Source organism: Streptomyces sp. NPDC045899, assembly GCF_056431485.1.
This window is the reverse complement of sequence record NZ_JBWKKP010000003.1, coordinates 273629-294445: the sequence shown is the minus strand read 5'-3', so window position 1 is coordinate 294445 and position 20817 is coordinate 273629. Positions and strand designations below refer to the sequence as shown.

At 73.5% G+C, this 20817-nt stretch carries 20 protein-coding genes; 9 read left to right on the top strand and 11 right to left on the bottom strand.

Translation table 11 applies throughout. The features are described 5' to 3' along the window. The first annotated feature begins 70 nt into the window (after window positions 1-70). The gene (locus AC07FT_RS05965; RefSeq protein WP_479174299.1) at window positions 71-1570 is read left to right on the top strand and encodes a dihydrolipoyl dehydrogenase; all 1500 of its coding nucleotides are present in this window, start codon (window positions 71-73) and stop codon (window positions 1568-1570) included. A gap of 59 nt (window positions 1571-1629) precedes the next feature. Here AC07FT_RS05965 and AC07FT_RS05960 read toward each other — a convergent pair whose 3' ends face one another. Then, window positions 1630-1890 carry a hypothetical protein gene (locus AC07FT_RS05960; protein ID WP_479174297.1) on the bottom strand — a complete coding sequence of 87 codons (261 nt, stop codon included), beginning with the start codon at window positions 1888-1890 and terminating at the stop codon, window positions 1630-1632. A gap of 124 nt (window positions 1891-2014) precedes the next feature. Here AC07FT_RS05960 and AC07FT_RS05955 point away from each other — a divergent pair, with 124 nt between their 5' ends. The 4 genes from AC07FT_RS05955 to treZ all read left to right on the top strand — a co-directional run bounded on the left by AC07FT_RS05955 (window position 2015) and on the right by treZ (window position 7165). Then, complete coding sequence (locus AC07FT_RS05955; protein WP_479174295.1) at window positions 2015-3379, top strand: sensor histidine kinase; 1365 nt, start codon at window positions 2015-2017, stop codon at window positions 3377-3379. Next, window positions 3376-4128 (top strand): response regulator transcription factor, encoded by a 753-nt coding sequence (locus AC07FT_RS05950; RefSeq protein ID WP_479174293.1) that lies wholly within the window; start codon window positions 3376-3378, stop codon window positions 4126-4128. The genes AC07FT_RS05955 and AC07FT_RS05950 overlap by 4 nt, the downstream gene beginning before the upstream one ends. A gap of 218 nt (window positions 4129-4346) precedes the next feature. Next, window positions 4347-5255, top strand: coding sequence for a GNAT family N-acetyltransferase (locus tag AC07FT_RS05945; RefSeq protein WP_479174291.1), 909 nt, complete (start codon window positions 4347-4349; stop codon window positions 5253-5255). 134 nt (window positions 5256-5389) lie between these two features. Further along, the gene (treZ, locus tag AC07FT_RS05940; RefSeq protein ID WP_479174524.1) at window positions 5390-7165 is read left to right on the top strand and encodes a malto-oligosyltrehalose trehalohydrolase; all 1776 of its coding nucleotides are present in this window, start codon (window positions 5390-5392) and stop codon (window positions 7163-7165) included. Between the two features lie 24 nt (window positions 7166-7189). On the opposite strand, the gene AC07FT_RS05935 is transcribed toward treZ, so the two are convergent. The 5 genes from AC07FT_RS05935 to AC07FT_RS05915 form a co-directional block, all read right to left on the bottom strand. Then, the gene (locus AC07FT_RS05935) at window positions 7190-7837 is read right to left on the bottom strand and encodes a LysE family translocator (RefSeq protein ID WP_479174289.1); all 648 of its coding nucleotides are present in this window, start codon (window positions 7835-7837) and stop codon (window positions 7190-7192) included. 75 nt (window positions 7838-7912) lie between these two features. Continuing rightward, entirely contained in the window at window positions 7913-8320 is a 408-nt protein-coding gene (gene msrB / locus AC07FT_RS05930) for a peptide-methionine (R)-S-oxide reductase MsrB (protein ID WP_254737346.1), read from the bottom strand. A gap of 11 nt (window positions 8321-8331) precedes the next feature. After that, window positions 8332-9762, bottom strand: a complete 1431-nt coding sequence (gene murC / locus AC07FT_RS05925; protein WP_479174287.1) for a UDP-N-acetylmuramate--L-alanine ligase — start codon at window positions 9760-9762, stop codon at window positions 8332-8334. 92 nt (window positions 9763-9854) lie between these two features. Then, a complete protein-coding gene (locus AC07FT_RS05920) occupies window positions 9855-10328 on the bottom strand; it encodes an indole-3-glycerol phosphate synthase (protein ID WP_471193055.1) in 474 nt (157 codons plus the stop codon). Between the two features lie 94 nt (window positions 10329-10422). Next, window positions 10423-11232, bottom strand: a complete 810-nt coding sequence (locus AC07FT_RS05915) for a pyrimidine reductase family protein (protein ID WP_479174285.1) — start codon at window positions 11230-11232, stop codon at window positions 10423-10425. Between the two features lie 67 nt (window positions 11233-11299). Here AC07FT_RS05915 and zapE point away from each other — a divergent pair, with 67 nt between their 5' ends. Next, on the top strand, window positions 11300-12415 hold the full coding sequence (zapE, locus tag AC07FT_RS05910; RefSeq protein ID WP_479174283.1) for a cell division protein ZapE: 1116 nt from the start codon (window positions 11300-11302) through the stop codon (window positions 12413-12415). Window positions 12416-12557: 142 nt separating this feature from the next. Further along, on the top strand, window positions 12558-13958 hold the full coding sequence (locus tag AC07FT_RS05905) for an alkaline phosphatase PhoX (RefSeq protein WP_479174281.1): 1401 nt from the start codon (window positions 12558-12560) through the stop codon (window positions 13956-13958). A gap of 78 nt (window positions 13959-14036) precedes the next feature. Here the strand turns inward: AC07FT_RS05905 and AC07FT_RS05900 are convergent, their stop codons facing one another. The 3 genes from AC07FT_RS05900 to AC07FT_RS05890 are packed head-to-tail and all read right to left on the bottom strand — an operon-like array spanning window position 14037 to window position 16339. Then, window positions 14037-14705, bottom strand: a complete 669-nt coding sequence (locus AC07FT_RS05900) for an ABC transporter (RefSeq protein WP_479174279.1) — start codon at window positions 14703-14705, stop codon at window positions 14037-14039. After that, window positions 14702-15610, bottom strand: coding sequence for an ABC transporter ATP-binding protein (locus AC07FT_RS05895; RefSeq protein WP_479174277.1), 909 nt, complete (start codon window positions 15608-15610; stop codon window positions 14702-14704). Before AC07FT_RS05895 ends, AC07FT_RS05900 begins: the two co-directional genes overlap by 4 nt. A 51-nt stretch (window positions 15611-15661) precedes the next feature. Further along, complete coding sequence (locus tag AC07FT_RS05890; RefSeq protein ID WP_471193044.1) at window positions 15662-16339, bottom strand: AIM24 family protein; 678 nt, start codon at window positions 16337-16339, stop codon at window positions 15662-15664. An 82-nt stretch (window positions 16340-16421) separates the two neighbouring features. Here AC07FT_RS05890 and AC07FT_RS05885 point away from each other — a divergent pair, with 82 nt between their 5' ends. Further along, entirely contained in the window at window positions 16422-17165 is a 744-nt protein-coding gene (locus AC07FT_RS05885; protein ID WP_479174275.1) for a peptidyl-tRNA hydrolase, read from the top strand. 46 nt (window positions 17166-17211) lie between these two features. On the opposite strand, the gene AC07FT_RS05880 is transcribed toward AC07FT_RS05885, so the two are convergent. Both AC07FT_RS05880 and AC07FT_RS05875 read right to left on the bottom strand, forming a co-directional pair. After that, a complete protein-coding gene (locus AC07FT_RS05880) occupies window positions 17212-18126 on the bottom strand; it encodes a class I SAM-dependent methyltransferase (protein ID WP_479174273.1) in 915 nt (304 codons plus the stop codon). 203 nt (window positions 18127-18329) lie between these two features. Continuing rightward, window positions 18330-19454, bottom strand: a complete 1125-nt coding sequence (locus AC07FT_RS05875) for a baeRF3 domain-containing protein (protein ID WP_471193038.1) — start codon at window positions 19452-19454, stop codon at window positions 18330-18332. A 163-nt stretch (window positions 19455-19617) separates the two neighbouring features. On the opposite strand from AC07FT_RS05875, the gene AC07FT_RS05870 reads away from it, so the two are divergent. Further along, on the top strand, window positions 19618-20691 hold the full coding sequence (locus AC07FT_RS05870) for an NAD-dependent epimerase/dehydratase family protein (RefSeq protein ID WP_479174271.1): 1074 nt from the start codon (window positions 19618-19620) through the stop codon (window positions 20689-20691). Window positions 20692-20817 lie beyond the last annotated feature (126 nt).

The window sequence follows — 20817 nt, the reverse complement described above, 5'->3', positions numbered from 1 at the left end:
AGAGAATCCATTGGAATCATAAAAACTATGCCTTGGACTCATGGTCCATCCCGGGCGGAGGCTTATGCCCATGGATGAGACCGACGTCATCGTCATCGGGGGCGGCACCGGCGGCTACAGCACCGCGCTGCGCGCCGCCGCCCTGGGCCTGGAAGTGGTGCTCGCCGAGCGCGATCTGATCGGCGGCACCTGTCTGCACCGCGGCTGCGTCCCCAGCAAGGCGATGCTGCACGCCGCCGAACTGGTCGACGGCATCGCGGAGGCGCGGGAGCGCTGGGGCGTGAAGGCGTCCCTGGACGCGGTGGACTGGCCCGCCCTGACCGCGACCCGCGATGACATCGTGGACCGCAACCACCGCGGGGTGGCGGGCGCCCTCTCCCGGGCGGGTGTCCAGGTGGTGCACGGCTCCGCCGCCCTGACCGGCCCCCGCTCGGTCCGTGTCACCCCGGCGACCGCCGCGCAGGGTGCGCCGGTCGAGTGGACCGCACGCCGCGGCATCGTGGTGGCCACCGGCTCCCGGCCGCGCACCCTCCCAGGGCTGACACCGGACGGCCGACACATCGTCACCAGCGATGACGCCCTCTTCGCCCCCGGATTGCCCGCCTCCGTGCTGGTGCTGGGCGGAGGCGCCATCGGAGTCGAATACGCCTCGCTGCACCGCTCCATGGGCGCACGGGTCACCCTGGTCGAGGCGGCGGACCGGCTGCTGCCCCTGGAGGACGCCGATGTCAGCCGCCAGCTGACCCGCGGGCTGAAACGGCGCGGTATCGAGGTGCTCACCGGCGCCCGGCTGGAGGCGGCCGAACCGCACGAGACCGGAGTGCGTGCCACCGTCCTCACCTCCCGTGGCACCGCCCAGACCCTGGACGTCGAGCGGCTGCTCATGGCCGTCGGCCGGACCCCGGTCACCGACGGGCTGGACCTCGCCGCCGCCGGACTCACCACCGATGAGCGCGGCTTCCTCGCCCCGGCCGACTGGTCGCGCCTTCAGACCGCGGTACCGGGTATCCATGTCGTCGGTGATCTGCTGCCTCCTCCTTCCCTCGGACTGGCCCATGCCTCCTTCGCTGAGGGCCTGTTGGTGGCCGAGACTCTGGCGGGCCGCACACCCCGCCCGGTGGACTATGACGCCGTGCCCCGGGTGACCTACTCCAGTCCGCAGACCGCCTCCGTCGGTCTCTCGGAGGCAACGGCCCGCAGCCGCGCGGGCGACGACGCGGTGGTGGTCAACACCATGCCGCTGACCGCCGTGGCCAAGGGCATGGTGCACGGGCAGGGCGGCATGGTGAAGGTCGTCGCGGAGCGGACGGCCGCCTCCCAGGCCGCGGAGCCGTCATCGGCGGCAGCGGTATCAGCACCGGGACCGACACCGACTCCGGCCGGGCGGGTCCTCGGCGTGCATCTCGTCGGCCCGCATGTCTCGGAGATGATCGCGGAGAGCCAGCTCATCGTGGGATGGGACGCCGAACCCGCCGATGTGGCCCAGCACATCCATCCGCATCCCACCCTCTCCGAGGCCGTCGGCGAGACCTACCTCACGCTGGCCGGGCGGGGTCTCCACCAGCACTGACCGATGGCCCGGTCCGCGGTCCCGGCCGAGGTCCTGGCCGCGGACCGGCAGTCTCCCCCTCAGGCCCTGTCCTGCGCGGCGCTCTCCGCCGCCGTGGATATCTCCGGGCCCGCGGGCCGTCCGTCCATCGCCTCGGCCACCATCACGAGGAACACACCGAGCACGAGGATCACCCCACTCGCGACCCACTCATGGCCGTCCACGAAGGGCAGACGGCCCAGCACACCCCAGAACCGGAACCAGCCCACGAGCTCGTGCACCAGACCGGCCAGGCCCCAGAACACGAGGAGCGACCCCGCCCCCTCCAGTACCTTCTTCATATCTCGAGGCTAGGCAGCGGACCGGTGACGGCGGATCGGCCGAAGGTATCGGGCCGTCCGACTTTGGTCGCTTCCCCGGCCGGAAGCGGCGACGCCGCTCGCGCCCGTCGCTACCGTCGTGCGTATGGGCAGCTCATCCACCGCGCAACCGCCGCGCCGCACCCTGCGCGACTGGTTCGTCGACCCCGCCGTCATCGTGCTGGCCGGGTTCTTCTCGGTCCTCGCCGCCGCGTCGGTGGCCGAGGACCCGTCGGTGTCGGACGACGCGCTGCTCGCCGACGTCAGCGCCGGGGCGCTGGCCTGCCTCGCGCTGTGGCAGCGGCGCCGGTGGCCGGTGGGGCTCGCGCTGACGCTGCTGGCCCTCGGCACCATCTCGTTCTACGTCGCGGGGCCGTTGCTGGTGGCGCTGTTCACCGTCGCCGTCCACCGTCCCCCGCGCACCCTCGCGCTCGTCGGCGCGGCCGCCGTGGCCCATCTGCTGACCGGTCCGGCCCTCCGCCCGGACCCGGATCTGCGCTACCTGGAGACGGTGCTGCTGAGCGCGCTGCTGATCGGCGGGGTCGTCGGCTGGGGCATGTTCGTGCGCTCCCGCCGCCAGTTGCTCGCGTCGCTGCGCGAACGCGCGCTGCGCGCGGAGTCGGAGGCGGCGCTGCGCGCCGAGCGGAGCCAGCGGCTGACCCGTGAGCGGATCGCCCGGGAGATGCACGACGTGCTGGCGCACCGGCTCTCCCTGCTGAGCGTCCACGCGGGCGCGCTGGAGTACCGCCCGGACGCCTCCCCCGACGATGTCGCCCGCGCCGCCGGGGTGATCCGCGACAGCGCCCATCAGGCGCTCCAGGACCTGCGGGAGGTGATCGGGGTGCTGCGGTCCCCGGACGGCGAGTCCGGCGACGCGTCCCCGCCCGACCGGCCGCAGCCCGCGCTCACCGATCTGCCGCGGCTGGTCGAGGAGTCGCGGCAGGCCGGGATGCGGGTCACGCTGCGGGACCGGATCGACGGCTCACCGGGCGCGGAGGCGGTGCCGGGCGCCACGAGCCGTACGGCGTACCGTATCGTCCAGGAGGGGCTGACCAACGCCCGTAAGCACGCCCCGTACGCCGAGGTGACGGTGGTGACGGCCGGGAGCAGGGGCGCCGGGCTGACCGTGGAGATCCGCAATCCGCTGCACCGTGCCGACGTCCCGCCATCGGCGCCGGGCGCCGCCGGAATCCCGCAGCCGGCGTCCGGCTCCCTCGAGCTCACACCCGCCGGGAAGCGGACATCTGACGATACGTCACACGCACTGGCCGCCGTGGGCATCCCCGCCCCCGGCCTCGCCGCTCCCGGCCCCGGCGCCGCGCCCCCGGCGGCCCCCGGTGCGATCCCCGGTGCGGGCCGGGGGCTCATCGGGCTCGCCGAGCGCGCGGAGCTGACCGGCGGGCGGCTGGAGAGCGGCCCCTCCGAAGGCGGCGACTTCCGCCTCTACGCATGGCTACCGTGGCCCGCATGAGTGCTTCTCCGCCGGACTCCTCCGCGCCCACCCCGGCTCCCGCGACCGCGCCCGCCTCCTCCAGCGCGGCGGGCCGCGGGCCCGGATCCGCCCCCGTCCGTGTGCTGCTCGTCGACGACGACGCGCTCGTCCGCGCCGGGCTGCGGCTGATGCTCGGCGGGGACTGCGGAATCGAGATCGTGGCCGAGGCGTCCGACGGTTCGCAGGTCGCCGCCCTGGTGGACCAGTACGCTCCGCACGTCGTGCTGATGGACATCCGGATGCCCACCATGGACGGACTGGCCGCCACCGAGGAGCTGCGGCGGCGCCCGCAGTCCCCCGAGGTCATCATCCTCACCACCTTCAACGCGGATGAGCATGTGCTGCGCGCCCTGCGCGCCGGGGCGGCGGGCTTCGTCCTCAAAGACACCCCGCCCGCCGAGCTGGTGGCGGCCGTGCTGCGGGTCGCGGAGGGCGATCCGGTGCTGTCCCCGGCGGTCACCCAGCAGCTCATCGAGCATGTGGCGGGCATCGGTCCGGATCCCCGGCGGGGCCGGGCGCAGGAGTTGCTGACCGGGCTGAACGACCGGGAGCGGGAGGTGGCGGTCGCCGTGGGCCGGGGCAAGTCCAACGCGGAGATCGCCGCCGCGCTGTTCCTGAGCGTCCCCACGGTGAAGACGCATGTGTCGCGGATCCTCACCAAACTGGGCCTCAACAACCGGGTCCAGGTGGCCCTGTTGACCCATGACGCGGGCCTTCTCGACCCCTGACCCACCACACCGCACCCGCCGCACCGGGCTCGCGGAAAACATCTGGACGCGGCCCCGTCACGGCCTCTACAGTGCGGACACGCCCTTGATCAGGAAGGAGGCGAGAGCCATGGACATCGTGTCGACCATTCCGCGCTCCCGCCCCCCGTCCGCAGGGCGTATCCGCGTCTGATCAGGTATCCGACCCGGGAGCGCATCGCTTTTCCGGAAGGATTCACATGACCGACCTGGTCATCCGCGCGCTCACCGAGGGCGACGCCCAGCTGTTCCACACCCTGAAGGACCCCGAGCTCGTCGGCCGGGGCCGCTTCGGCCGCACCTACGCCACCATCGGCCAGGGCGGGGAGTACCGCCCCGACTGGACCTGGGTGGCCCTGCGCGACGGGCGCGTCGTGGCCCGCGCCGCCTGGTGGGCCGCGCCCGACGGCATCGAGCCCGTCGCACTGGACTGGTTCGACTTCGCCGACGGCGAGGACGAAGCCGCGGCCGCGTTGTTGCGCACCGCACCCCACCACGCCGAGTACACCCTGATGGTCCCGCCGGGCTGGCGCGACCGCCCCGAGGAGCGGGCCGCGGCACAGGCCCGGGTGGACGCCGCCGTGGCGGGCGGTCTGACCCCGCTGGTCGAGCGGTTCCGCTACGAGTGGACGCCCGGCGACGGGCTGCCCGAGCGGCCGGGACGACTGACGTTCCGGCCGGAGCCCGATGACGCCGTGGTGGCCGGGGTGCTCGGCCGGATCATGCCGGGCACCCTCGACGCACACGATGTGAAGGCCATGGCCGAAGGCGGTGCCGAGGCCGCGGTCCGTGAGCTGATGGAGTTCCTGTCCTGGTGCCCGTCACCGCGCGAGTGGTGGCGGCTGGCCGTCGATGCCGACGGGAACGTGGTCGGCATACAGGTGCCCGCGCACAATCCGAGCGGTCCCTGCGTCGGCTACATCGGGGTCGTGGCCGAGCACCGCGGCCACGGCTATGCCTACGACCTGCTGGTGGAGTGCACCCACGACCTGGTGGAACGGGGCGCCACCCGGATCGCCGCCGCGACCGACCAGGGCAACGCGCCCATGGCGGCCCACTTCGCCAGGGCGGGCTACCCGGTCACCCAGGAGGTCATCAACCTCGTGTGACCGGCTGGGCCGGTCGGCGCGTCCGGCCGGTTGACCGGTGTTGTCCTGCTGCGCGTCGGGCCCCGCGTCCCCCAGCATGGTCAGGAGCCTCGGGCCGGAGCACGGGGTGAGCGGCCGTGAGACGGGAGACGCCAGTGCTGTTCGAGGTGTGGGCGCCGCGGGCCGGGCGGGTCGGGCTCCAGGTGGACGGCGTAGCGCGCCCCATGGAGCGCGACCCCGTCCGGCAGGGCTGGTGGCGGACCGAGGCCGAGGCCGGACCCGGGTCGGCCTACGGTTTCGCGCTCGACGGCGGCCCGCCGCTGCCCGATCCGCGCTCGCGCCGCCAGCCGGACGGCCCCGAGGGGCTGAGCGCCGTCGTGGACCACTCCCGCCTCCCCTGGGAGCGGGAGTGGTTCGGCCGGCCGCTGCCGGGCGCGGTCCTCTACGAGCTGCACATCGGCACCTTCACCCACGAGGGCACCTTCGACGCGGCGGCCGAACGGCTGCCGCACCTGGCCGCGTTGGGCGTCAGCCATGTGCAGCTGATGCCTGTCTGCCCGTTCCCAGGGACCCACGGCTGGGGGTACGACGGGGTGGCACCGTGGGCCGTGCACGAGCCGTACGGCGGACCGGAGGGCCTGGCCTGCTTCGTCGACGCCGCCCACGGCCACGGCCTCGGTGTGGTCCTCGACGTGGTCCACAACCACCTGGGCCCCTCCGGCAACCATCTGCCCGCCTACGGCCCGTACTTCACCGACACCCACCACACCCCGTGGGGCGCCGCGGTCAACCTGGACGCCCCCGGCTCCGACGAGGTCCGCGCGTACTTCATCGGCAGCGCCCTCGCCTGGCTGCGCGACTTCCGCCTCGACGGGCTGCGGCTGGACGCCGTGCACGCGCTGCACGACACCCGGGCGCGCCACTTCCTCGCCGAACTGTCCGCCGCCGTGGACGCGCTGGCCGCCCGGACCGGCCGCCCGCTGTTCCTGATCGGCGAGTCCGATCTGAACGATCCGCGCACCACCACACCGCGCGAGTCCGGCGGCCTCGGACTGCACGCGCAGTGGAACGACGACTTCCATCACGCCCTGCACACCCTGCTCACGGGTGAGCGCCAGGGCTACTACGCCGACTTCGCCGCCGCGGGTCCCGGAGCCCTGGCCAAAACGCTGACCGGCGGCTTCTTCCACGACGGCGGCCATTCGGCCTTCCGGGGCCGGGCGCACGGCAGTCCGCTGAACACCCTCACCGCCCCCGCGTACCGGCTGCTCGGCTACGCCCAGACCCATGACCAGATCGGCAACCGGGCGACCGGCGACCGGCTCTCCCACCGGCTGTCCCCCGGTCCGCTGGCCTGCGCGGCGGCCCTCGTCCTGTGCTCGCCGTTCACCCCGATGCTGTTCATGGGCGAGGAGTGGGGCGCCGGTACGCCCTGGCAGTACTTCACCGACCACCAGGACCCGGAGCTCGCCGAGGCGGTACGGCAGGGCCGCCGCCGGGAGTTCGCCGCGCACGGCTGGGCCGAGGCGGAGATCCCCGACCCGCAGGATCCGGCCACCCGGCTGCGGTCCTGTCTCGACTGGTCGGAGCCGGAGCGGGAGCCCCATGCCGAACTGCTCGACTGGCACCGGCGGCTGATCGCGCTGCGCCGCGCGGAACCGGCGCTCACCGATCCGGGCTGGCCGACGTCGGTGACCTCCGGCGCCTCGGCGGCGGGCACGGCGGACGACGGCTGGTTCGGCTTCCGGCGCGGCCCCCTCCATGTGCTCATCAACCTCCAGGACCGTCCGGCCAAGATCCCGCTGGGCACCGGACCCGGCGGGATCACCGAGGTGGTGGCCGCCTGGCGGCCGGTCGAGCTCCCGGGCGCGGACGGCGTGCTGCGGCTGCCGCCCGGGTCGGCGGCCGTCCTGCGCCACGCGACCGGCTGACCGCGCGGACGCGGCCCGGGGTTCTCAGCCCTCGACGGCCATACGCACGCCCAGGGCCACCAGCACCCCGCCGGAGACCTGCTCCATCCTGCGGCGTACGGTGGCCCGGCTCAGCAGACCCTTCAGCCGGCTCACGCACCAGACGTAGACCGAGTAGTAGCCGATCTCGTAGACCGCCCACACCGCCGCGAGCGCCACCATCGTGGGCAGCTTCGGCGCGCCGGACGGTACGAACTGCGGCAGGAAGGACAGCGCGAAGACGGCCGCCTTGGGGTTGGCCAGGTTCATCACCAGCCCCGCGCGGTAGGAGCGCCACCCCGAGCCGCGTCCGAGCGGGGCCGGTGCGGTGGCTGCCCCGTCGGCCGCCGCGTCCTCGCCCTCCCGCTTGGCGCGGCGCGCCGAGCGCAGTGTCTGGACGCCGAAGCCCACCAGCACCACCGCGCCGGTGATCCGCATGACGTCGTACGCCAGCTCGGAGGCGGCGAGCAGCCCGGTGAGCCCGAAGGCCGCGACCAGGCCCCAGATGAAGATCCCCGTCTCATTGCCGAGGACCGTCAGCAGCCCCGCACGCTTGCTCATGAGCGACTGCCGGATGATCAGGACGGTGCTCGGGCCGGGGGAGGCGGCGATCAGGGTGCAGGCCCCCAGGAAGGCGATGAAGGTACTCAGCATCCGGCCATCGTGGGCCCGGCCGCACCGATCACGCCACCCCTTCGCATATCCACCGGGACCATCCGGCGCCCGGCCTCAGCTCTCCCGGGGCGTCAGCCGCAGCGAGATGGAGTTGATGCAGTACCGCTGGTCGGTCGGGGTCGGATAGCCCTCACCCGCGAAGACGTGTCCCAGGTGGGACCCGCACCGGGCGCAGCGCACCTCGGTGCGGACCATGCCGTACGAGCGGTCCTCGATCAGCTCGACCGCGGAGGTGTCCGCCGGGTCGTAGAACGACGGCCAGCCGCAGTGGCTCTCGAACTTGGTGTCCGAGCGGAACAGCTCGGCCCCGCACGCCCGGCAGGAGTACACGCCGGTCGTCTTGGTGTCGGTGTACTCACCGGTGAAGGCACGCTCGGTACCGGCCTCCCGCAGGACCTGGTACTCCTCCGGGCTCAGCTCCGCGCGCCACTGCTCGTCCGGCTTGTCGATCTCGTACGCCATCGGCGGACTCCTCAGCTCTCGCGGCTCTCCGGGCTCTCCAGACGGGCGAGGATCTCCGGACCGAGATCGGTCACGTCGCCCGCGCCCATGGTGAGAACAAGGTCACCGGGCTTGGCCATTCCGGCGATCAGCCCGGGGACCGCGGTCCGGTCGTGCTCGGCGGTCACATCGGCGCCCCCGCGCGCGGCGGCGTCGATGACCAGGGCGCTGGTGATGCCCGGGACGGGGTCCTCGCGGGCCGGGTAGATGTCCAGGACCACGGAGGCGTCCGCGAGCGTCAGGGCCTCGCCCATCTCGGTGCCCAGTTCCTGGGTGCGGCTGAACAGATGCGGCTGGAAGACCACCAGGACCCGCCCCTCCCCGGCGCCGCCGCGGATCGCCTCCAGGTCGGCGGCGATCTCGGTGGGGTGGTGCGCGTAGGAGTCGATGACCTGCACCCCGGCCGCGGTGCCCTTGAGCTGGAGCCGTCGCTTGACGCCGGTGTACGCGGCGATCGCGGGGGCGAGGTCGGCGGCGGGCACACCGAGGGCGGCGCCCGCGGTGAGCGCGGCCACCGCGTTGAGCGCGTAGTGGCGGCCGGGGACGGAGACGGCGAAGGTGAGCTCCCGGCCGCCCAGGACATCGGCGAGCCGCACGGTGACCTGGCTGGTCAGACCGTGCTGGACGATGTCGAGCACCCGGACGTCCGCACCCTCGTCCTCGCCGTAGGTCAGGACCCGCAGCCCCTCGCGGCCCTTCACCCGGGCGGTCAGCTCACGGGCGCCGTCGTGGTCGGCGGAGATCACGAGCGCGCCGCCCGGCCGGATCCGGCCCACGAAGGTCTCGAAGGACTCGTAGATCTCGTCCATCGAGGCGTAGTTGGCGTGGTGGTCGAGCTCCACGTTGAGGACGATGGCGACCTCGGGGGCGTACTTGTGGAAGCTGCGGTCGCTCTCGTCGGCCTCGGCGACGAAGATCTCGCCCTTGCCGTGGCGGGCGCTGGAGCCGGGGGCGTCCAGGTCACCGCCGATGACGTAGGTGGGGTCGAGGCCCAGGCTGCCCAGGGAGACGGCGAGCATCGAGGTGGTGGTGGTCTTGCCGTGGGTGCCCGCGACAGCGATCGGCCGGGCGCCGTCCATCAGCGCGGCCAGCGCGTCGGAGCGGTGCACCACCGGGATGCCGCGCTCGACGGCGGTGACCAGCTCCAGGTTGTCGGCGCGGATGGCGCTGGAGATCACCACGCTGGTGGCGTCGGACGCGATGTGCTCGGCGGCGTGGCCGATGTGCACGGTGGCGCCCGCGGCGCGCAGCGCGGCGACGGTCGGGGAGTCCTTGCTGTCACTGCCCGCGACCAGGGCGCCGCGCTGGGCGAGCACCTTGGCGACGCCCGACATCCCGGCGCCGCCGATGCCGATGAAATGCGGTCGATCCAGCGCGTCGGAGGCGGTGCCGGCCGGTGCCATGTACGGGTCTCCCTGGTTCGCGGTTCTCGTTGTCGGCCCCGATTCTCGCACCCCGTGCCGCCCGGCCCCGCCCAAGGCCGCGACCGCCGCGCTCAGCCTCCCGTCGTCTGCTCCTCGTCCACGGCGTGGGAGAACAGCTTGAGCACCGGGACGCCGACGGTGTGGCGGGCCCTGGAGGCCCAGTCGCGGTGGAAGAACTCCTCCACGAAGTGCGGGGCGGTCAGCACGATCACCTCGTCGGCGCCGGTCTCCTCGACCACACCGCGCAGCACCTCCAGCGGGCGGCGCTGGACGACATGGCCTCTGGCCTTGCACCCGGCCTTCTCCAGGGCCGCCACCGAGTGGTTGAGGGCGCGCTCGGCGGGCTCCAGCGCCTCGCTGCCCTCGGGCTCCTCCCGCTCCTGCGCGGCCTGCTCCAGCTCGCCCAGCGCGATGTCGTCAATGGCGCGCAGCAGCCGGTCCTTGCTGCCCCGGGGCTGCATCAACACGATGAAGGACACCGCGTCCGCACCGTGCAGGGTGGTGACGAACTCCACGTCGGCAGGGGTCAGGGGCTTCTCGATCATCAAAACGCTCGTGAACACGGCAGGCGCCCTTCTCCATTCACGGATCCAATACCGGAATCCAGGAATCCAGTCCGTTTATGCCTTTACTGCAACATTATTGGTAAATCCGACGGTAGCGGGTGAAAAGGAAACCGGCTTCCTCCAGGACAGAAGCAAGAGCGAACCGTTCCGGTTCCACCAGGGCGGGACCGTTGACGATGCGCGCCGCATCCCCCGCGGCCAGCATGGGCGCCACCGACAGACATAGCTCGTCGAGTACCCCGGCTGCGGCAAACAGTCCTAGGAGTTTCGGGCCGCCCTCGGTCAGCAGCCGGGTGTGACCGCGCGCGGCCAGGGCGGTCACGATCGTGGTGGCGTCCACCCGGCCGGACTCCGCGTCCCCGGCGAGCACCACTTCGGCGCCGGACGCGCGGGCCGCCGCCAGCCGGTCCCCGGCCGCCCGGCCGCCGGTGATCACCAGCGTCGGCACCACCGGCTCGGTGAACAGCGGCAGCGAGAAGTCCAGGTCCAGACCGGCGCTGACGACGGCGATGGCGGGCGCGGGGGCCTGGCCGAGCGCCGCCCGGCGCTCGGCGAACGCCCCCCGGGCCCGCGCGGGGCGATAGCCCTCCCTGCGGACGGTCTCGGCACCGACGACGACGGCGTCGGCAAGACCGCGCAGCACTCCGAAGATCCGCATATCGGCGGTGGACGACAGCGGCTGCGAGCGGCCGTCGTGATGGGCCGCGCCGTCGAGCGAGGAGACCATGTTGGCCCGCAGTACGGCTCCGGTGGGACCCGGCGGCCGGTCCGGGTAGGCATAGGCGTCGGCGAGCTCGTCCAGCCCCCATTCACGGTCCTCGGCGCCGCGTGCCGCGGCGGATCCGGTGGTCGGTTCGGTGGACAGCGGGAACAGGCGTCGCATACGGCGCAGTGTGACATGCCTCCCTCTCGGTCGGTCGGCCCCGGAAAAGCGACTACCCTGGACTTCCGTGTCTGCACCAACCACCACTTCTGGCTCGGCAGGCCCGATAGCCGCCGAAGCCCCGGTAGCCCTCACCGCCCGCGCGCCGCAGGTTCCTGCCGAGCGCCTGGTCGCCGAGATGGTGCCGCCGCCCCGCTTCGCGACGGTGAGCTTCGACAATTACATCCCGGACCGCGACCAGCCCAGCCAGGCCGAGGCCGTCAAGGCGCTCAGCGACTTCGCCGAGGGACTCGGCGGCGGGGCGAGCGCGAAGGACGGGCGGCGGCGGCACTGGTTCCGGCGGGAGCCCAAGCCCACCGTCCCCAGCGGCCCGCGCGGGATGTACCTGGACGGCGGCTACGGCGTCGGCAAGACCCATCTGCTGGCCTCCCTCTGGCACGCCACCCCGGCCGCCCCCGAGCAGAAGGCGTTCGGCACCTTCGTGGAGCTGACCAACCTGGTCGGCGCCCTCGGCTTCCAGCAGACCGTGCGGACTCTCAGTGGCCACCGGCTGCTGTGCATCGACGAGTTCGAACTGGACGACCCGGGCGACACCGTGCTGGTCTCCACCCTCCTCGGCAAACTGGTCGAGGCGGGCGTGGCACTGGCCGCGACCTCCAACACGCTCCCCGGCAAGCTGGGCGAGGGCCGGTTCGCCGCCGCCGACTTCCTGCGCGAGATACAGGGGCTGTCCGCCCACTTCCGTCCCCTGCGCATCGACGGCGAGGACTACCGGCACCGCGGGCTGCCCGAGGCTCCCGCCCCGCACTCCGACGACACGGTGACGCGCGCGGCGTACCGCACCCCCGGCGCCTCGCTCGACGACTTCCCCTCCCTTCTGGAGCACCTCTCCCGCGTGCACCCGAGCCGCTACGGCGCGATGTGCGACGGCGTCCAGGCCGTATGCCTGACCGGAGTCGGCCCGGTACCGGACCAGTCCACCGCGCTGCGGCTGGTGGTCCTGGCGGACCGGCTCTACGACCGCGAGGTGCCGGTGCTGGCGTCCGGTGTCCCCTTCGACCAGCTGTTCAGCGAGGAGATGCTCAACGGCGGCTACCGGAAGAAGTACTTCCGGGCGATATCCCGGCTCACGGCCCTGGCCCGGGACGCCAAGGGGCTCGCCGGGACGCACGGCGGACACTGAGCCGCCGGCCGGCCCGCACCGCACCCCGGCCGCCACCGGGAGGGACGCGCGCAGCCGACACGGATCAGATGGTTCCCGCGCGGGCGTGCGCGTGATACACACGTGCGGTCATATTTCCTGTCCGCCAGCAGGGAGTTACCGCATGTCAGCGACACGACGTCAGGTTCTGGGCCGCACCGGTGCGCTGGGCGCCTCCATCGCCTTCACCGGAGCCATCCCGGAACTCTTCGCCGGTACGGCCTCGGCCGCCGAATCCGACTCCGCCGCCGGGGCGGCCGCCCACGGTGGCTACGGCCCGCTCGTCCCCGACCCCGACGGTCTGCTCGACCTCCCCAAGGGATTCCGCTACCGGGTGCTGTCCCGGGAGGGCGACGAACTGCGCTCGGGCGAGGGCAAGGTGCCCAGCAACTGCGACGGCATGGCCGCCTTCCCGGGCCGGTCCAGCGGCAGGCACGGCCGCACCCACCTCGTCCGCAACCACGAGAACCGCGTGACCGCCAAGATCCGCGTCCCCGCCGTCAAGGGCCTCACCTACGACCCGGCGGGCCTGGGCGGCTGTACCGCCCTCGAGCTCGACGCCCGCAACCAGGTGATCTCCGAGCGCGTCGCCATCGCGGGCACCGCGGTCAACTGCGCGGGCGGCCCCACCCCCTGGCACACCTGGCTGACCTGCGAGGAGACCGAGGACAAGGCCGGGACCAACGGGTACACCAAGGACCACGGCTTCATCTTCGAGGTCGACCCCTACGACCCGCGCCGCACCGGCGCCGTGCCGCTCACCGCCATGGGCCGCTTCCAGCACGAGGCCATCGCGGTCGACCCGCGCAACGGCATCGTCTACGAGACCGAGGACGCCTTCGAGAAGCCGTTCGGGCTCTTCTACCGGTTCCGTCCGAAGAAGCCCCTCGGCGGCACCGGCTCGCTCCGCGCGGGCGGTGAACTCCAGGCGATGCGGGTGCCGGGTGTACGCGACCTCTCCACGATCCAGGAGACCGGCACCACCTTCGACGGCATCGAGTGGGTGACGGTCCCCGATCCGCTCGCCAAGGAGACCCCCATCCGCTTCCAGGACTTCGGCGCGGGCGGTATCACCCACGCCCAGAAGCTGGAGGGCTGCTACTGGGGCGGGTCGTCGGTCTACTTCGTCTCCAGCTTCGCCAAGAGCTCGGACGGTTCGGCGGCCGACCACTACGGCCAGATCTGGCGCTACGACCCGCAGCGGAGGCGGCTCACCCTGGTGATCGTCTTCGGACCGGACACCGACCTCCAGCTGCCCGGCGAGTCCCCCGACAACATCACGCTGGCGCCCAGCGGCGGCCTGATGGTGTGCGAGGACGGTGACGGCGCCCAGCACGTCTTCGGGCTGACCCGGCGCGGCGAGGTCTATCCGATGGCCCGCGGACGGCAGAACATCGGCACCCCGGAGAAGCCGGAATGGGGTGAGTTCGCGGGTGTCACCTTCGCCCCGGACGGCGGGACGATGTACGTCAACTGCTACACGCCCGGGACCACGTTCGCGGTGACCGGCCCCTGGAAGCACTGAGCGCTCCGCGGGACGTGCCGCGCGGCCGCGTCATGGGCGGTCGCGCGGTTCCCCGGACGCCGTCGCGCCCGGGCCCCGCTACGTCCGGCGGGAGCTGAGGGCGCAGGCCAGGGCGATCGCCCCGGCGGCGGCCGGGCAGGTCACGGCCAGCGGGAGCAGCGGCAGCGGTACGGCGCCGGTGTGCGACCCCTCGACCAGCCCCGACACCGCGGCGTTCGCGGGCGAGGCACCGGCCACCAGCACCAGCAGCGTGGTGACCGCGGTGGCGGAGACGGCCCAGCCGGGGCCGCGCAGCAGCGGCCGGTTGCACAGCGCGCCGACGGCCGTGCCGAGCAGCGCGCAGGCGAGGGCGGCCAGCAGCCCCGCGGCGGTCGCCCTCCCCAGCGGGATCCCGGTCCGGTGGTCCGCGGTGTGCGGATCGCCGATGAGGGCGACGTACAGGGTCCCCACGGTGCCGAGCGCGAGTGCGCCGAGGAGCGCGGTGAGCACCGAGGCGAGGTGCGCCCGGGCGGGTCCCGCCGCCGCGGCCGCGCAGGTCCGCGCCGCGGCGGGCTCGGTGGTGGTGCACACCCGCACCAGCCAGGCCGCCACCGGGAGCAGCGCGGCGGCGGCGTAGCCGAAGGAGTCGAGGACCGGGTCCCCGGCCCGCACCGCGATGCCCATGAAGGCGGCGTAGAGCAGCACCGGCGACAGCCAGCGCTGTGAACGGACCAGCAGCGCGGCCTGGTAGCGCAGCAGGGCGGTCATGGTCCCTCCGGGGGCGTCGCCGCCGTGACCGGTGGCTCCGTCACGGAGCGGATGTGCCACGGCGGATGGGCGGTGAGCAGGGTGCGCAGCAGCGCGTCGGAGTGCACGGCGCCGACGGTCAGCCGTACGGGGCCGGTGCCGGCGCGCCCCGGCGCGAGGGGCTCGTGGCGCGGCGCGCCGGGCAGATCCGGCGGGAGTCCGGTGCCCGGCGGGCCCTCGGTCACCACCGCCACCCACGGCCCCGCACCGTCCTCCGGGTCCCTGGGCCGCGGGCCCGACGTGTCCGGCCGGTGCACCGCCACCGGCGTCAGCCGCGTGTCGGCGACGCGGAGGACGGTGTCGGCGGCGCCGGACAGCCGCCGGGGGTCGTGGTCGACGAAGACGACCGTGCCTCCCGCCGCGACCCGTTCGGCGACGGCGGCGTCCAGTTCGGCGCGCGCCGCCTGGTCCAGGCCGGTCCACGCCTCGTCCAGGACCAGCAGCCCGGGGGCGCCGAGCAGCGCCTGCGCCACGGCCACCTTCTGGCTGCTGCCCTTGGACAGCTCGGTGAGCGCGGTGTCGGCGTGTCCGGCAGCGCCGAACCGTTCCAGCCACTCCCCCGCCCCGCGCTCCGCCGCCGTACGCCCCAGTCCGTGGATGCGCCCCAGGTGGACCAGGTAGCCACGGGCGGAGAGGGGGAGTTCGGCCGGGAAGCGCTCGGGTACGTACGCGGTGCGCGGACGGCCGGTGATCCGGCCCGCGCTCGGCGCGTCGATCCCGGCGAGCAGCCGCAGCAGGGTGGACTTCCCGCTGCCGTTGGTGCCCTCCACGCGGACCAGCGAACCGGGTGCCAGTTCGAGGTCGATCCCCCGCAGCACCCAGGGCCCGCCCAGACCGTAGCGCCGGCCGACTCCTCGCAGTCTCATACCGGTTGAGCCTAGGCCGTGTCCTGCCCGAGGACCGGCCACCGCCGTGGCTCAGTTGGAGCCGTTCTTCTCGGGCTTGACCTCGCTCGGGCGCACGATGACGAACCCCTCCCCGTCCAGCCGGAGCTGGACGGCCTCCCCCGAACCGCCGCGCAGCATCGAGCCGAAGCTCTGTGAGCGGTGCAGCGAGGTGCGCAGCGAGGTCGTCCAGCCGACGACCGCGTCGGTGTCCACGCACACCGGGTCGGTGGCGGACACCGGGATGACGATGGGGTTGCCCTCGCAGATGAGGCCGAGCCGTCCGGCGCCGCTGAACACGGTGTTGAACAGACCTCCGCCCGTCATCCCCGCGCCTTTGAGCATCGCTATCTCATAGGAGAGGGAGGAGTCGAAGCACAGGACGCTGCGTCCGTTGATGGTGAGGCTGTCGCCGGGGGCGAGGTCCACCACGAAGCAGTTGGCCGCCTCGTGCGCGAACCACGCCTCGCCCTGGCCCCGGACGACCATGAGCGCCAGGCCCTCGCCGGTGACCGCGCGCTTGAGGAACTTACCGACGCCCTGGCCGTGCTTCTCGAAGGTGAGGTCACCGCGGAAGGCGACCATGGCGCCCTGGCGGGCGTAACACTCGCCGTTGACCGCGTACTTGATCGATTTCGGGTTCTGGAGGGTCATCCCCGGCGCGGTGGCGAACTGCGCCATGTACTCCGGGGAGAAGAGATCACTCTGCATGTACACATAATTCCGGGCTTGCTGATCATTTCGCAATATCCGACGGACTCGTGACGTACGCCCTGCTGGCAGACTGGGGCGCGTGACCAGCTCCGGAACCCACCCCGAGACCAGCCCGTTCCGTACCGCGGAGACCGACCGGGACGCCGCGCCGCAGTTCGTCCTGCCCCTGGTGGTCCGGATCGAGAAGGCCGCGCCGCCGACCCGTACCGACGCCCTGGAGACGGCGGCCCGCGCGGTGCTGGTCCTGCTGTCGGACGAGCGGGCGACCGCGGCGGACGGCGAATGGGCCGAGGCCGTGGCGGCCTGGCAGGACGCCCGGATCCGCAAGGTGGTGCGGCGGGCACGCGGCGCGGAGTGGCGGCGTGCCGGGACACTGCCGGGCATCACCCTGACCGGGCGGGTGACGGACGGCCGGGCGGAGGCGGAGGTACGTGTCTTCCCGCCGGTGCCGCTGAACGGCTGGCCGAAGGAGCTGGTCAAGCTCCAGGTGTCCGGCACCGACCTGGACGATCCGGAGCCCCCGGCCTCGCCCGGCCCTGACGAGCCGGTCCTGTGGATGAATCCCCATGTCGATATGTCGGCGGGCAAGGCGATGGCCCAGGCCGGGCACGGCGCCCAGCTCGCCTGGTGGCGGCTGGACGGCACGGCGCGGGCGGCCTGGCGGGCCGCGGGCTTCCCGCTGGCGGTGCGCACCGCGTCACCCGCGCGCTGGGAGGCGCTCACCACGAGCGGGCTTCCGGTGGTGCGGGACGCGGGCTTCACCGAGGTGGCGCCCGGGTCCTGCACGGTGGTGGCGGACCACCCGGCCCTGCGGCGGCGCTGACCGCCGGGGCGCGGGCGGACCGCCGGGGCATGGCGGACGGTCGCGCTCAGCCGGCGGGACGTCGCCTGCGGCGGATCGCCCGGGTGACCACCGGCGGCAGGACATCGGCGGCGAGCCGCCGGACCGGCGAGGGCGGGGTGCGGCCCGCCCCGGCCCGGCCCGGCGCGCCGGACGGGGCCCGGGTGGTCCCGCACGGCTCACCGGCGTATCGGGAACGCGGTGCGGCCGGGTTCGGCGGCTTGCCGGAGAACCGCAGTATCCGGCGTCCCGCGATCTCCTGCACGCTCGTGCGCAGCGCCGACCGCCACTCCTCGTCGGCGAGCAGCTCGTCCTGCAACGCGGTGGGGTCGCCCCAGGTCCCGTAGAGCTTCTGGGTGCTGAGGCAGACCGGCCGCAGCCCCCGGGTGAACACCGCCTCCCAGGCCGCGGCGGCCACGCCCGGGGTGTGCTCGGAGCGGAAGTCGTCCAGTACGACCAGGCCGTCGGGGGCGAGCGCGGTGCGCGCGGTGTCGATGTCGCCCACCACGTGCTCGTACAGGTGCGAGGCGTCGATGTGCACGAAACGGCAGCTGTCCGGACCGACGTGGTGCGGCACCACGGAGGTCGGGCCCTGGACCACCTCGGGCAGTTCGTCGTGGAAGGCCAGGTAGTTCTGCTCGAAGGCGGTACGGGTGAGGGTGGCGTACGAGGTACGGGCCTCCGCCGCGTTCCGCTCGTCCGGTGCGTCGGCCCCGAAGAGGTCGCAGACCGTGAAGCGTTCGCCGCTCCGCAGATAGGCGGCGGTGAAGATGGCACTCTTGCCCAGGTAGGCGCCCATCTCCAGAAGGTCCCCGCGCTGCTCATGGCGCTCCTGGCGGGCCAGGAAGCGGTCGAAGAGCACCTGGTCGAGACTGGGGAACCAGCCCTTGACGTCGTCGAGGCCGCGGGGGCGCCGCGCGGTGTGCCCGGTGGTGGCCGTCATGCTGCTCCCAGTCCCTCGGTTGCGTGCGTGGCCGCCACGCTGACAGCGGAAGGCAACGCCGGAGGGTCCCCGTGGTGTGTGTCGTGTGACCGAAAGGGGCAGGGCAACGCGATGGCCGTACCGGCACATATCCGGGCGTAACGGGGCGCCGGGTGGCCGGAAATCGACGAGCAGGCGGACGACGGGGGCCCAGCGGCCCGTGCTCAGAAGCGGAGGACCGCCGCGATGCGTTCGCACCCTGCGAGGGAGCCGTCCGGGACGAAGGCGACCTCGCTGCCGGTGTCCAGCGCGGCCTCGATGATCTCGTCCACGATGTCCTCCTGCACGGCCGGACCGTGCTCGGCGGAGGTCATCTCGTCCGCGTCGACCGGGATCAGATGTCCGTCGGTGACCCGGACGGGCCGCTGGTAGTTCTCCTCGACCGCCAGCAGGTCGATCCGGCCCTCCCGGACCACCTGCCACACCTCCTCCAGCCCGGCGGCGAAGGCCCGCCGCCCCTGGGCCTGCTCGGTGCGCTGGATGACCCGTTCGGCGTGGCGGGCGGCCTGCTCGCCCAGCGCCGGGCGCAGCGCCTCGGTCAGCGCCTTGGCCGGGCCACCGGCCAGTCCGCCCTTGGGCACCCGGCTCACGGCGGCCTTCGCCGCCGAGCCCACCTCGTCCAGCAGGCTCAGCGCGGGGGCGAGCCCGACCAGGTAGAGCGGGCGGGGGTCCCCCGCGAGCAGACCTTCGAGGCCGGTGTCGACCTGCCGCAGATACTGCCGGGTGCGCTCGTCGTCGTAGATCCCCGGCGCGTTGCCGATCCGCTCCTCGCGCTCCACGTCCTCGTTGTCGCCCGGCTCGGGGGCCATCGGGAACCCGGCCGCGCGCACCTGCTGGAGCGAGCCGTCGGTGCCGCCCCACAGCGCGGTGTGGTCCGAGGCGACCGTGAGCACCCAGTACGGACGGGTCCGCTCACGCGCCGCGACCAGGTTGCGGGTGAGGAAGGTGTCGCTCAGGACCACGCGCTCGGGAGCCGTCCTCGGCAGTGACCAGACCTCGTACTCGCCCTTCGCCGCGAAGATCACCAGTGAGTCCAGGGCGTAGCGCAGATCCGCGTCGGCCACGGCGCGGTCGAGCTGCGCGCTGATGTCGAAGCGGGCGTCGCGCGGCACGTCCGGGGCCGCCTCCAGACGCCGTTTGGCCTCGGCGACGAGGTTGCGCAGCCGCACCGAGTCCTGGGCGTTGTCCGTTTCGCGGCGGTGGGTCGGGAGGGTGATGGTGACCGCCGGATAGGGCCTCTTGGCGCGGAGGGCGGTCAGCGTCCGGGATGTCAGACCTGTGGTGCGCATCGTTGGCCTCTCGACGCTGGTCATCACAGGATCGCCCAGGAGCGGCGGGGTCGCATCACGGAGCCGGCACGGGCGCCCGGGACCGCCTCCGAACCCTTACGGAGCGGTGACGGCACGGCGCGTGGGCGGACGGCGCGGGCCGTCACGGCCTAACGTCGCCCCCATGCGCGTACTGGTCACCGGAGGCGCGGGCTTCATCGGCTCGCACATCGTCACCGCACTCACCGCCCACGGCCATGAGCCGGTCGTCCTCGACGCCCTGCTCCCGGCCGCCCACCCGGCACCGCCACCGCTGCCCGACGCCGAGTGGATCCACGCCGACGTACGGGACCGCGCGGCGGTGGACGCCGCGCTGCGCGGCGTGGACGCGGTCTGCCACCAGGCGGCGATGGTCGGCCTCGGCAAGGACTTCGCCGACGCGCCGGACTACGTCGGCTGCAATGACCTGGGCACCGCCGTCTTGCTGGCGGCCATGGCCGCAGGCGGGGTGCGGACCCTGGTGCTCGCCGGGTCGATGGTCGTCTACGGGGAGGGGCGCTACGACTGCCCCCGGCACGGATGGGTGCGGCCCGGTCCCCGCGCGGAGGCCGATCTCGCGGCGGGCCGGTTCGAACCGCCCTGCCCGCGGTGCGGTACTCCGCTGGTGGCGGGGCTCGTCGGGGAGGACGCCCCGGCCGATCCGCGCAATGTCTACGCCACGACGAAGCTGGCGCAGGAGCATCTGGCGGCGGCGTGGGCGCGGGCCGTGGACGGCCGCGCGGTGTCCCTGCGCTACCACAACGTCTACGGCCCGGGGATGCCGCGCGACACCCCGTACGCGGGTGTCGCCTCCTTCTTCCGCTCGGCCCTCGCGCGCGGTGAGGCACCGACCGTCTTCGAGGACGGCGGTCAGCGCCGGGACTTCATCCACGTACGCGATGTGGCGGCGGCGAACGTGGCCGCGCTGGAGGCGGGCGCCGAAGCGACGGAGGCGGGCGCGCTGACCGCGTACAACACCGGGAGCGACGACCCGCAGACCGTGGGCGGGATGGCGGCCGCCCTCGCGGCGGCCCACGGCGGTCCGGCACCGGTGGTGACCGGCGAGTACCGGCTCGGCGACGTCCGCCACATCACCGCCTCGTCGCGGCGGATCCGGGAACGGCTGGGGTGGCGGGCGACGGTGCCGTTCGTGGACGGCATGGCCGAGTTCGCCCGCGCCCCCCAGCGCGCGACGCCCCAGCCCGCCCCGGTCCCGTAGCCCCCACGTACCGCGCCCGGTCCCGGCCCCCGTCCGGGACCGGGCGCACCCCTGCGCTGACGCGTGGCAGTACGGCCGATACCCGGTCCCGGCCGGGCCGGGCTCACCTCGCAAGGCCCACCGGAG